The organism is Mesorhizobium ventifaucium (assembly GCF_935822925.1).
GTDB lineage: Bacteria > Pseudomonadota > Alphaproteobacteria > Rhizobiales > Rhizobiaceae > Mesorhizobium > Mesorhizobium ventifaucium.
This window is the reverse complement of sequence record NZ_CAKXZS010000003.1, coordinates 99,684-111,911: the sequence shown is the minus strand read 5'-3', so window position 1 is coordinate 111,911 and position 12,228 is coordinate 99,684. Positions and strand designations below refer to the sequence as shown.

Here is a 12,228-nt window from a genome sequence, read left to right as displayed (position 1 = left end):
CATGGCCGCCTCGACACGCTCGCCTGAGACGTTGAATTTACCCTGACGGCGCGATTTTCCTGAGCGCCCTTGTCCAACCACTCCCGCTGAATGCAGGGTGATTGGACAATTTTGCATGGGAAGACAAGTTCCGTATATTAACGGCCCGCCCATGGCGCACGACCCCTAAGGACTTTGCCGGGCTGTGGCTGTTCTTCTTTCGGAGCTACCACCGGTTGAGGCAAGGAAGCCGTGTGACTGGTATCCAAGGTCATTCCGCTGTTGTCGACGCCAGTAGCGAAGCCGCGGGTCGGGTCGCGATCCGGGTTTTGATTGGCAGCGAACGAGACTCCTGTCGACAAGGCGAGGAGGGCGATAGCGGTTACAAGTTTGTTCATCGTACTTTTCCTTTCCATCATGAGCAGACCCGAACGGCGCTCGCGCGGAATTGATTCCTGCTTGCGAAATCCCGTCGGCTCTGTCTCGTCACCATGACGAGGCTTCCTGCTCACGGATGAAACTACGCTAGGCCTGTCGCAGAGATTTGCCCGAGTGCTATCGAAGTGTATCCGAAGGTATGAGAATCCATGCGAGGGTCCCGCAGCTCTTGGACTTCGACAAATTTGGCTACAATTTTTTTCGGCCGCCTGTCGGCGTTGGCGTAGCCAAAGACCTGTCGGCGTCGTCATCAGGTCCGGTAAGCGGCGCTGCCGAAGACGCGGATGACGTAAAAGCGGAACAATTCCCCTGATGGGGTGAACGCACAATTTGCTGATTGGGCGACCGCGCGGCGCCCACCGTTAGATGGTTCGCGACCGTCGCTTTAAATTGTGTGTCGGCTGTGTTGATGCGCCTATGAAAAGATGGTAACGCGGTATTAAAGATTGTTTCGGGTCGTTACCTTTGGGCGGGGCGAATGGGATTGGCGGTACCGCGGGCATGGCTGTGTGCCGGCCTACTGATAGGCTTGATGATGTCCGCGACGCCGATGGAGAAGGCTTCGGCCGACGTCGTGCCTGGCGCCATGGCCACCGGGCAGCCAACCTCCATCCCTGTCGGCTACATCGAATTCTGCAGACGGCGGGCCGCGGAGTGCGCAATACGATCGGGCAAGAGCGCTCCAGTCCTTCTGTCCGCGGGCATGCAAGGCAAGCTCGCCTCCGTCACCAGGTTGGTGAACAGGTCGATCAGACCCGCGAGCGATTTGGACGTTCACGGGATGATGGAATTCTGGACCTATCCTGACGGCGCGCTCGGCGACTGCGAGGATTATGTCCTGCTTAAGCGCCAGTTGCTCAGGCAGCAGGGCATATCGCTGTCGAACCTTCTGATCACCGTCGTCAGGAAGCCCGACGGCGAGGGGCACGCGGTGCTGACCGTGAAGACCGACAAAGGCGACTACGTACTCGACAACCTCAACGACGATGTGAAGACTTGGTCGGCAACTGGATATCGATTTATAAAAAGGCAGTCGTCTACGCATACCGGGCGCTGGGTCGCGATAATTGATCATCCCGATGTACTGGTCGGGGCAGTCGACTGAACCTCGCGAATTAGCCGATCGACAACGCCTGGCCGGCGCCGTGCCGAAGAACGGCCACTCGGCTCCGCGTCTGTTTCCGCACCGGCCCAGGCACATGACCCGTGATCTTGAGTCGCACTGCATGGGAGTTCCATTCCAGGCATAGGCTTATTACGAGCACCGGGACGCGCTCCTTGCGGCGCTCGATAAGCCAGGGCCAATCAGCCGGGAACTCGATTTCATTCCGCGCCTGATGCCGGTAGAGCTTTCTCTTCTGCCCGCGTTATGAACATTTCGAATGCTGGAGGATATAGGATGAAATTGAGAGACGCGGCACGTGCTGTTATTTCGAAAAAACGCAGAGGCGTGGCTTGGTATAAGGTCTCTCAGAAGAAGGCCGACAATACGGCTTCTGGTCTGGAAGGACCAGCCATTTTTCCGAAAGGCGCTGCAGCGGGTGAAAAACATCCGTGGGATTCCAGATCCCCGGGCTTTTGTCCTGCAAAGCTGCTTGCGATCGATCGAGCGTATCGATGGCGATGTGGCCGAATGCGACGTAAGGCAAGGCCGGTCGACGATATTCATGCTGATGAGCGATCTTCGGCCACGGCACTACCATCTTTTCGACTCGTTCGCTGGCCTCTCCGAACCAACCGCAGAGGATCGCAAGCTAAACGGCCGAACGCCATGGAAGTCCGGCGATCTCAGCACTGACGAGAAGGTAGCCAGACAGAATATTTCCGACTTCAGCAACACCACTTTTCATGTGGGATGGATACCAGACACTTTTTCCAGCGTATCCGACTGGCGTTTCGCTCTGGTCCATATTGACGTCGATCTATACGAGCCGACACGTGACGCGCTCGCGTTCTTCTACGATCGGGTGTGCGGGAATGGCATGATCATTTGTGACGACTACGGCTCTGCGCTCTGTCCTGGAGCCCGAACGGCCTTTGACCAATTCTTCGAAAACCGCCCGGAAGGCATCATCGAACTTCCAACGGGGCAGGCGATTGTCGTAAAGGCAAGCTAGTGCTGAATGGCTGCGGCTACGCCTACGACGGAGCAAAGTACGCATTGAAGAACTGTTCAACGATCTCGTCGACGACTGATCTCTTTACGTGCCGTAAGTCCTCTTCGTAGCTACGAGTGAGGCCTCCATAGGTGACAAGCTCGAATGAGGGAAGGTAATGGACATTGTCCCGTTCCCGGGAGACTTGACCAAGCACAGCCCGAAGAACGGATTTGCCTTCAGTGTTCGCAGTGACGACATCCGCGTCTTGAAACGTCCGAGCCAATGCAACCGGTGAGACTGTGAGAATTATCGGTGCATCGGGTTTGTGTTGACGGACCATGTCCACGGTAGCCGTCACGTTGGCATAGTTTTCCTGAAAGCTGCTGACGTGAAGCGTCGTTTCCTGCATTCCGCCTCCGCCACGATAAAGCGGTTTCTGTGCTGCTACTTTGCCACTGGCCCTGTTGATGAAGACCTCAGTCATTCCGAAGGTAAATATGAATGCCGTGGCCGCATCGAAGCCAACCCGCATCTCCCTGTTCATGCTCTCGATCACCTCTTTGAGAACTTCCGGAGATTTGGCGAGGATGAGACGGCGGTAGGGGTCCTGAAAGCAGATCGGACCCCAAGGCGCAGGTTTTTTGATCTGCCACCAGTCGTCATGGGCTTGATCCCACAAGCCGAGCATTTGCTCAATCTGAAGGCGAACAGTGAAGGTGTTATAGAAGTTCATATGCTCTCGCCCGGGCAGCTCATCTACAATGGCTTGCGCTGGGTCGAAACTGATATTTCTGTAAGACGGAACGCAGGCGACCTGCTTGCTTGTCAACGCAAGACGAATTTCCTCCGCAAAGCAACTTCCCATCGTGAAAAATATATCGTTTCGGGTGAATACTGCGTTTTTACGGATTGTAATTACGCCCGAACTGGCAAAATCGCCATACTTGTTATTCAGTTTGTCCGCAGCCGCCAAATGGATAGGTTGAATGTACCCGAGTCGCTTGCGGAGCCGAAGATACTTTCGTCGAACTCGCTCTAGCAATGTCACATCGCTCCATGATCGTCATACTTGGCCGCTGACAGCATGCCCGACATTTAGCCCGCTTCCCCGCTGGCCGCAATCCGGCCGGCACGCCGCAAAGCTCGCAATCACCGCCGTCATGCGGAAGCCCATCATCGTCGCAAACGCTCTCTTCAAGGCCAACCGAAAATGGGCCCCAAGCCCCGATCACTAAAGCGACTACTCTAAGACACGCCAAGAATCGCGGCGACGCTGTTGCAGAGCCGCACCAAAATTGGCATAGAACGTCTCCCTCTCATCTGGATCTTGCGCATAGAGGATTTTGGTGCCGACGTTCAGTGGAGTCGACAGGATCTTTTTGTGTGACTATGAACGTAAAATTGCTAAAATATCACGCTTACAGCCGTTGGTTCGGGCGTCCCTCATGGAATGCTTCGTATCTGTTCGGACGGGCCTGCCGGCGGCTGAAGCCAGGCGATATTGTCATAGATGCCGGCGCGAATCTGGGTGAGATCACCTCGGCCTTGGCTAAGACGGGCTCGACGGTTCATGCCTTCGAGCCAGACCCCTACACCTTCGAACGGCTGCGCAAGAACGTTGGAGCATTCAAGAATGTCCATCTGTATCAGCAGGCGCTAGCCGACCAATCCGGGACCGCGAAGCTCTACCGGTCACGTGAATTCAGTTCTGACCCAGACTTTTGGTCGCAATCCTCTTCATTGTATGCAGACAAATCTAACATCTCGAAAGACGACTACACTGAGGTTGAGCAGTTAAGTATAGTTGATTTCGTTCGAAATCTGGGATCTCCAGTGCGGATACTGAAGATTGATGTAGAGGGCGCGGAAGTGCCAATGCTCGAATCGATATTATCCTGCGGATTAATGAACAAGATCGATATGATCTTTGCCGAAACCCACGAGAAAAAAATCCCACAGCTTGCGGAACGTACGCGCGCGCTCCGCGAGGCAATCAAACGAGATTGGGCCAATAAAATCAACTTGGACTGGCACTAGTCATCTGCCCTGGATGTTGATGAGTTGGATCGCGCCTTCATATCCACCTTTGCCATCACCTATATCAAGTCGAGTGATGAGCGACGTTCCAAAAAAACATGGCGATCCGAACATGATCGCTGCGACCTTTGTGCGGACAGCCCCTTGAAATTTGTGAGCTCAAATGAAGAAAAGAAGCCGGTTTCATATTTTCCGTAGATCGATTGGCGACACAATTCAGTATAGATTTCGCAATGCGCTGAGGAAAGATGATTTAGAAGCGCGTGGAAATCTATCGCCAGTTTCTCAAAAAGAAATCTTGCTCGTGTCAGTCGTCAGGAACGAATACCCTGAGATAATTCCATTCCTTGATCACTATAGGTCGATCGGCGTTTCCAGATTTGCCATTGTCGATGACCGTTCTGAGGACGGGACACGGGAATTTCTGTTGGGCCAGCCAGATGTGGACGTATTCATCTCACGAAAGACCTATGGAGAAGCAGGGCGCGGAAATTTTTGGCGGCAGGATATAATCCGCAGATACGGGTTAAACCGGTGGTACGTGATAGTGGATGCGGATGAATACCTGGTTTATGAGGGCATGGATCGCCACGACCTGCATGACCTCGCCGGTTGGATCCAAAAAAGTGGCATGAAGCACCTGCTGGCGCCGATGATCGATATGTATCCAGCAGGAGACTTAAGGGACTTTCCGTTTGACCCAAAACGCGCTCCTTGGGAGATAGCCGATCATTTTGATGCTTCAGGATACGATTACACGACGAGCCCGCAACATATCAAAATCCGAGGTGGCCCGAGAAGCCGGGCGTTTGGTACGCACACCCTAACCAAATATCCGTTCGTATACTGGGATAGATTGACGATCTTAAATTCAATTCACGCTCCGCTACCCTATTGGCGTAACCACGTGGAGAGTTATGGCGCTCTTCTTCATTTTAAGTTTTTCTCTAATTTCACGAGCAAGGCTCAGGTCGCCGTCGATGAAGGCCAATATTGGAACGGTGCTTCAAAATACAAGGAATACCTTTCCGCCACTATCAACAAGCCGGACTTCAATTTGATGAGCGATATTTCGCAAAGTTATTCGGGTATTCAGGATATAATCGGTGCTGGCCTAACCCAAGCTATTTCTTGGAATGATTAGATCGATAACCCGGTCCTTGGCTGCTCACCAATTCTCGCGGTTGGGAGCCCGATTTTGCCGGAGGCTCTATTCCAAAGTCCAGGCGATCATTCCTCTTGGACCCTTCGGAGAGTTGTGTATGCTCCCATAGTCGCCGATCCCGTCAACGCGGGCTGGCATCCGGATTCGGCATTGACTGCAGGTCCGAACAAAGTCACAGACAAGCAATCCGACATAGATTTATAGCAGATGTGCGAGCGGTGTCGCGAAAGTCGCATGGATCGGCAAAGGCCAACTGACACCGACGACACATCGCAGCAGGAAACCGAATGAGCGCAAAGAGACGAATTTCAGCGGCCTTGGCGTACCCGCTGGTCAAGCGCCTGATCCTCGAGAACCTGCCGCCGCACATAAAGCTGTATCTCGCCGGTTTGCTGTGCACGATTGCCGGTGCGGCGGCGACGTCCGGATTTGCCTGGATCATGCGCGACATGATCAACAGCATCTATATCGACAGGAACGCCGCCGCCGTTTGGGGTATCAGCGCGGCAATCATCGGACTTTCCGCTGTCAAGGGCATCGCGGCATTCGGTCAAACCATTACGACCGGAAAGGTCCGCAGGGCCATCGTGTCGGACCTCCAACACCGGCAGTTTTCCCGGGTGATGCGCCTCGACATTGGCCATTTCGTCAATCAGCATCCGGCCAAATTCATTTCCAAGATAATGTTCAATGCACGCGCCGGTGCGTCCGTCATCATCACGCTGACGAGCAACACGGCCTCCGACGTTTTGACCCTGGTCGGACTGGCAAGTGTCATGGTCGTACAGGACCCGACCATGTCGCTTATATCGGCGGCGGCTTTGCCGGTGATCTTCCTCTCGGTGAGCACGATCACGCGAAAGATCAAGTCGCTGGCAAGGGGCGAGACAGAGCTGGCGGCACAGGTTCAGTCGATCGGCACGGAAGCCATAGACGGCATTCGCACCATCAAATCGTTCCAACTCGAGGACAAGGCGATCGCCAGCTTCGCTAAGGCTGTCCGCAAGATGGAAAGGCGCGGCATCCAGATCAACCGGACATCGGCGTTGATGAGTCCATTGATGGAGACAGGCGGCGGCTTCATCATCGGCCTTTTCCTCATTTATGCCAGTTGGCAGACCCTCGGCAACGGCAAGACGCCGGGCGAATTCATGGCCTTCATAACCGCCTTTCTGCTTGCCTATGAGCCCGCCAAGCGGCTGGCCCGGGTCAATGTCGACATCCAGAAGCAAATGGTTGCCGTCGAGCAGATGTATGATTTGATCGACACGCCCGAACAGAGACAACTCGCAACCGCAGGCGAGCACCTCACCGGCGTCGAGGGCGGTATCCGTTTTGAAGATGTGGCCTTCTCCTATGGCGGCAGCAGCCCGGCGCTGCACGGTGTTTCCTTCGAGGTGCGACCTCGTGAGAAGCTGGCGATCGTTGGCCGCTCCGGCGCTGGCAAGACCACCATCGTCAATCTGATCCTGCGCCTGATGGAGCCGGACAGGGGCAGGATCTTCATCGACGACAGGGACATTGCGAAGATCAGCCTGGCCGACGTTCGCGACAATATCGCACTGGTGTCACAGGATATCTTCCTGTTCGAAGGTTCTATCCGTGACAACATTCGTGACGGACGCCCGAACGCCACGGATCAAGAAATCGATTCCGCGGCGGAACTCGCCCGGGTCACAAGTTTTGCTTCGAACCTTGAAAACGGGCTCGACACACTGGTAGGGCCGGGCGGTACCAATCTGTCGGGCGGGCAGAAACAACGCGTTGCCATCGCGCGCGCCCTGCTCAAGGATGCGCCCGTGATTGTCTACGATGAAGCAACATCCGCGCTCGACGGCGAAAACGAACGGGCGGTCATGGAGGCTGCGTTCGACGATGCATTTCAGCGCACGGTGATCTGCATTGCGCACAGGCTTTCAACGATCAAGGCGGCCGATCGTATTCTGGTATTTGACGCAGGCTTGCTCGCGGACTCCGGGACTCATGACGAGCTCGCCAGTCGCAGCGAAATCTATCGCTCGATCTTCCATCTGGAGGCGTCCGCTCCGCTCGTCGAAGGCGGCAGAACGCTGCGGCAGAGCGTATTGCGCTGAAGGCCGATGACCAGTTTTTACCACGGTTCTTACATACGGTATGTGATTGGCGGATTGGGCCTGCAGTTGCGCCGGTACACAAAGGCCGTGCGGACGCTGTTTGCCGGCTCCAAACCTCGTTCCATTCTTGAGCAGCAGGCCAAGGTCGACGCGCTGATCGCGCGCCGGGACTGGACGGGGCTTGAAGCAAGTACCAATGAAATGGCCATCACGGCCGATCGTGCCCGCGACCCTGAAATGATGCAGAAGGCAGGCCAGGCGTTCGAACGGCTGGGCAACTTCGCGCGGGCGGCCGAGCTTCGGCTTTCAGCTCGCCGGCAACGAAAAGGGAAAGGTGCCAACGAGTGGACTGGAGAAGACCTCGGTTCGGATACACTGCTGATCGATCTTGTAGAGGATGACCCTCGCAGTCTTGGCCGGGTTATCCGCCATGCGCGACTGGCTGGCGCCGCCGCTGGATGCGCGCAAAGCGCAACAATTCGGGTCGAGCCGCGCCTTGTATCGCTTGTGCAGAGGACGTTCCCGAATGCGACCGTGGTCCCAGCGCAGCAGAATGTCGTTGGCGACAAATTTGCGAGCTTCGAAAATCTCGCCTGGGTTTTCGGCCGCGATGCCGAAAGACTTGCCGCCGATTTCGTGCCGCTGCGGGTAGATCCTGAACTCGTCCAGACATTCCGCAAGCGCTATCGTTCGATGACGGATCTGCCATTGGTGGGGCTGTCCTGGGGCAGCAAATCCCATAGCAAGGACGTGCCTGATTTCCCCGAATGGGCACGGTTCATCGCTCAGACGCAGGCGACGTTCGTTTCCCTCCAGTACGGACAGATCAAGCCGGCGCTGCGGCGCCTGCGCAACGGCAATGACGCACGCCTTATCTATGATGACAGTGTCGACCAGATGGTTGATATGGACCGTTTCGCCGCGCAGATCGCCGCGCTCGACGCCGTCGTATCGATCAGCAATACGGCGGCGCATCTGTCCGGAGCACTCGGCGTGCCGACCATTTTCCTGATCGATGACAATTTTCAGACAGCGTGGCCGGTGACTGGCGATCGAACGCCCTGGTATCCAAAGGGCATCGTCATACACAAGGAAGGGCGCGCATGGCCGGTGGTGCTCGACGAAGTCGGCCGGCGGCTCTCGTCGGTTCTGACGGCGCGTTCGACGCTGTCTAGCGATAGTTGAGGGTCGCCGTGCCGAACAGACGATCCATCCTTGAGAAGGCAAAAGCTGCCGACCTGCGCCCGCAAGGTGTTGACGGCAAGCGGCTGCAGAAGGTTCTCGATCGGGCAAAGAAGTTTTTCAGGCGTCCCTCGCGCCATGCTGACGAAAGCGTCAAACGCCATGCGAGCCTGATGGCGCAGAGTGTTGAGCGGCGTGACTGGCAGGCGGCCCGGGAACATGCGCTGGAACTCGGCCTGCTCGGTGAGCAGCTTGGCGATCGAGGGCTTGTCAAAAAAGCCGGGCGTGGACTGAGACGGCTTGGCGCTGGGAATCGCGCTTGGCAGTTGATTGCGTCGAGCAAGCAAGTGCCCGGCCGGCCCGAATGGGATGGCAGTGATCTTGCGGGTCGCCGGCTTGCCGTCGAGCGGCGCGAAGGCGATCTTGCAATCTTCTTCCAGTTCGCGTCGCTGCTTGGCCCGGTGGTCGCGGCCGCCGACCGATGCACCGTCCTGGTCGAGCCGCGCCTGGCGCCACTTTATCGCAGAACATATCCCGCGCTCGATGTCAGGCCAGAGGCGGAAGAGGCGGCGGCGGTCGACGCCGATGTCTTCGCCTGCTTCGAGACACTGGCGAGGCACTTCTGGCCGGATGAGCCGACGGCGCGCGCGCCCTTCGTTCCGTTGGAGCCGGACCGCCGGCTTGTCGCCGAGTTGCGCGGCGCCTATCTCGATCATGGCCCGGGTCCGCTGATCGGCTTTGCCTGGGGAAGTCTGAACAAGAGCAAGGACCTGCCGGCCCTGGACGACTGGCGGGCGCTGCTCGGCAATCTGCCGGGCCGTTTCGTCAGCATGCAATATGGCGATGTCCGGCCAGCGCTCGCCGAATTCGAGCGCTGGGCGCCGGGACGCATCATCCATGACGCGTCCGTGGACCAATTGTCGGATATGGACCGCTTCGCCGCGCAAATCGCCGCCCTCGACGCGGTGGTGACGATCAGCAATACCGGCGCCAATCTGGCGGGAGCGCTTGGCGTGCCGACCGTAGTCATGCTCGATGATGGGTTTCGGCTGTCGTGGCCTGCCTTCGGCGAGACGGTAGCCACATATCCAAACGTTCGGCTGGTTCGAAAGAGTGACCAGGCATGGGCGTCTGCAATGCAGGAAGCAGGTGGACGGGTTATGCAAATCATCGATGGAGTTGGTGATGGCCGGTAGCCAACTCCTTCGCCGGTTCCGCCGCGGTGTCGCGCTTGCAGGCTACAACTACAAGGTCTGGTTCCGTCGCCACCGGCGGCAGCTTTTCCTGCGCTGGCGCGATGGCGACATTGCCGATCAGATGGCGGATTATAGGCGAAGCATCGAGGCGCGCGACTGGTCGGCGGCGCTGCCGAAAGCCCTGGCGCTGGGGTCGATCGCGAAGTCGAGGGGCGAGGTCCACCTGCTCGACGAGCTCAGCAAGGCGCTGATGCGCATGGGCGCCTACGGCCCGGCGGCCGAGCTCAAGATCGCCCGGCGCCACATCGTCGAGGGCCGCGTCGACGGCGAATGGCTGGGTCAGGATATCTCGGGCCAGGTCCTGCTCGTCGATCTGATGGAGACCGAAAAGCAGGGGCTGGCCACTGCGATCCACCATGCGAGTTCCGTCGGCCGCGCGCTCGCCCGCGCCGCTCGTCTGATCGTCTTGGTCGAGCACCGCTTGGTGCCGCTGTTTCAGCGGACATTTCCCGCCGCCGATGTGCGGGCCGTCGGTCCGGGGACCGAGGCCGCCTATGGCGAGGCCCAGCTCTTTGCCGGCGTCCAGCATCTGACTGCCGTGTTCGAGACGGATGAGACCACGATCCGGGAGCATTTCGTTCCCCTCAAGCCGGATCCCGCGCGGGTCGCTGACCTTCGCGCCCGCTATCGCAAGGATGGCCGCCCATTGGTCGGCGTCGCATGGGGCAGCTCCAATCCCGGCAAGGACCTGCCGCCACTGGCGGCATGGCGCGGCCTGCTCGGTCGACAGGACCTGCAGTTCGTTTCGCTGCAATATGGCCGGATTGAGCCCGACCTGAAAATCTTGACCGATGGTGATCCCGCGCGCATCTTGCATGACGTCTTGGTGGATCAACTCGTCGACATGGACCTTTTCGCGGCGCAGGTTGCCGCGATGGACGCCGTGGTAACCATCAGCAATACCGGGGCGCATCTTGCGGGCGCGCTCGGCATCCCGTCGGTCTTTATCCTTGGCGATGGTTTCAAGCGTTCCTGGCCGGTCGAGGGCGATCGCACACCCTACTATCCTTCCGCCGTGCTGGTCTCGAAACGGGAAAGGCCTTGGGCCGCGGTGATGGAAGACGCACAAAACCACATGGGCTCACTCATCAGCGCTACTTGAAGCCATCGCATCGCAAGTGTGCCAGGCAGGTCACAACCGGCGAAGCAGTCAAGCGTCTTTCTTGACGGCGAGAGCATTGTAAACTACCCGGCGGGCGGCCGTTCTAAATTTCACCGGCAAGAGGCGATGCATATCTTTGGGTAGGTCGAGAACCAAGGCGGCTTCTCCTGTCAGCGAAGGCTTTGTGCAGCGGCTCGTCGCCGCGTACCGGCTTGTGCATCCGGGAAATCTGTTCAAGCGCGGGCGTATCTACGTTCGCGGCAGGGCAGCGACTAGGACTGTCTACTTCGTCCCACACAACCGCAACAATGTTCGCCTGCTGGCTGACGCGGCAGAAATTCTGGTTGACCGCGGCATCCGATGCGTGTTCGTGCATCTCGATGGATTGAAACGCGGCGGCGTAGCGCAACCTGAACTCAACGCCCGGGGAATATCGCATATCGGCTTTGCCGAGCTCGAGCGGATGATCAGACCCGGCGACATGCTGGTGACTGGAAATGACTATGCGCCGCAATTTTTTAGGCGGTTCATCGACTCCATCAACTTCGGCATGGTCCGTGTGGTCGGCCTGATCGGAGGTGCGCGACTGCTGCAGCCGCATCGATTTGTGAGAGCCGACTACATCCTGTCGATGGGACCAGCGGCTCTGCAGCAAAGACCACAGCCGACATACGTTGTCGGCTCCCCGGTCATTGAGCGTGCCGTCGGAAGCGCTGGCACCAGGCACGATGAAGGGCTTTTTGTGCTGGTCAACTTCAAAGGGGATATCGAGGACCCCGCAGATCGCCAAGCGATTGAAGCCGTGGCAGCCGCATGTGCGAAACTCGGCCTTGCCCATGTCGTTAGCGTCCACCCGACGATGTTCGCAAAAGTCGAT

General features: G+C 57.6%; 10 protein-coding genes. 8 read left to right on the top strand and 2 right to left on the bottom strand.

The annotated features are described in order from the left end of the window. Window positions 1-895 precede the first annotated feature (895 nt). Together NMG70_RS02425 and NMG70_RS02420 are read left to right on the top strand one after the other, a co-directional pair. Window positions 896-1,522, top strand: a complete 627-nt coding sequence (locus NMG70_RS02425; RefSeq protein ID WP_367185481.1) for a transglutaminase-like cysteine peptidase — start codon at window positions 896-898, stop codon at window positions 1,520-1,522. 436 nt (window positions 1,523-1,958) lie between these two features. Then, on the top strand, window positions 1,959-2,534 hold the full coding sequence (locus tag NMG70_RS02420) for a TylF/MycF/NovP-related O-methyltransferase (RefSeq protein WP_254023050.1): 576 nt from the start codon (window positions 1,959-1,961) through the stop codon (window positions 2,532-2,534). A 22-nt stretch (window positions 2,535-2,556) separates the two neighbouring features. Here the strand turns inward: NMG70_RS02420 and NMG70_RS02415 are convergent, their stop codons facing one another. After that, window positions 2,557-3,564, bottom strand: coding sequence for a GSCFA domain-containing protein (locus tag NMG70_RS02415; protein WP_436798331.1), 1,008 nt, complete (start codon window positions 3,562-3,564; stop codon window positions 2,557-2,559). A gap of 341 nt (window positions 3,565-3,905) precedes the next feature. Between NMG70_RS02415 and NMG70_RS02410 the strand changes: the two genes are divergently transcribed. The 6 genes from NMG70_RS02410 (at window position 3,906) to NMG70_RS02385 (ending at window position 11,351) form a co-directional block, all read left to right on the top strand. Further along, complete coding sequence (locus tag NMG70_RS02410) at window positions 3,906-4,553, top strand: FkbM family methyltransferase (RefSeq protein WP_254023048.1); 648 nt, start codon at window positions 3,906-3,908, stop codon at window positions 4,551-4,553. 163 nt (window positions 4,554-4,716) lie between these two features. Next, window positions 4,717-5,697 (top strand): glycosyltransferase family 2 protein, encoded by a 981-nt coding sequence (locus tag NMG70_RS02405; RefSeq protein ID WP_254023047.1) that lies wholly within the window; start codon window positions 4,717-4,719, stop codon window positions 5,695-5,697. Between the two features lie 308 nt (window positions 5,698-6,005). Further along, window positions 6,006-7,811, top strand: coding sequence for an ABC transporter ATP-binding protein (locus NMG70_RS02400; RefSeq protein WP_254023046.1), 1,806 nt, complete (start codon window positions 6,006-6,008; stop codon window positions 7,809-7,811). A 6-nt stretch (window positions 7,812-7,817) separates the two neighbouring features. Beyond that, window positions 7,818-8,996 carry a glycosyltransferase family 9 protein gene (locus tag NMG70_RS02395; protein WP_254023045.1) on the top strand — a complete coding sequence of 393 codons (1,179 nt, stop codon included), beginning with the start codon at window positions 7,818-7,820 and terminating at the stop codon, window positions 8,994-8,996. Window positions 8,997-9,004: 8 nt separating this feature from the next. Further along, window positions 9,005-10,189 carry a glycosyltransferase family 9 protein gene (locus NMG70_RS02390; protein ID WP_254023044.1) on the top strand — a complete coding sequence of 395 codons (1,185 nt, stop codon included), beginning with the start codon at window positions 9,005-9,007 and terminating at the stop codon, window positions 10,187-10,189. Next, the gene (locus NMG70_RS02385; RefSeq protein WP_254023043.1) at window positions 10,179-11,351 is read left to right on the top strand and encodes a glycosyltransferase family 9 protein; all 1,173 of its coding nucleotides are present in this window, start codon (window positions 10,179-10,181) and stop codon (window positions 11,349-11,351) included. Before NMG70_RS02390 ends, NMG70_RS02385 begins: the two co-directional genes overlap by 11 nt. Window positions 11,352-11,454: 103 nt before the next feature. Here the strand turns inward: NMG70_RS02385 and NMG70_RS02380 are convergent, their stop codons facing one another. After that, window positions 11,455-12,189, bottom strand: coding sequence for a hypothetical protein (locus NMG70_RS02380; RefSeq protein WP_254023042.1), 735 nt, complete (start codon window positions 12,187-12,189; stop codon window positions 11,455-11,457). Window positions 12,190-12,228: the final 39 nt, after the last annotated feature.

Bases quoted from the DNA above. Each gene is read 5' to 3' on its own strand.
- NMG70_RS02425 (WP_367185481.1), top strand. From the start codon at position 896: ATGGGATTGGCGGTACCGCGGGCATGGCTGTGTGCCGGCCTACTGATA.
- NMG70_RS02410 (WP_254023048.1), top strand. From the start codon at position 3,906: ATGAACGTAAAATTGCTAAAATATCACGCTTACAGCCGTTGGTTCGGG.
- NMG70_RS02405 (WP_254023047.1), top strand. From the start codon at position 4,717: ATGAAGAAAAGAAGCCGGTTTCATATTTTCCGTAGATCGATTGGCGAC.
- NMG70_RS02400 (WP_254023046.1), top strand. From the start codon at position 6,006: ATGAGCGCAAAGAGACGAATTTCAGCGGCCTTGGCGTACCCGCTGGTC.
- NMG70_RS02395 (WP_254023045.1), top strand. From the start codon at position 7,818: ATGACCAGTTTTTACCACGGTTCTTACATACGGTATGTGATTGGCGGA.
- NMG70_RS02385 (WP_254023043.1), top strand. From the start codon at position 10,179: ATGGCCGGTAGCCAACTCCTTCGCCGGTTCCGCCGCGGTGTCGCGCTT.
- NMG70_RS02380 (WP_254023042.1), bottom strand. From the start codon at position 12,189: ATGGGCAAGGCCGAGTTTCGCACATGCGGCTGCCACGGCTTCAATCGC.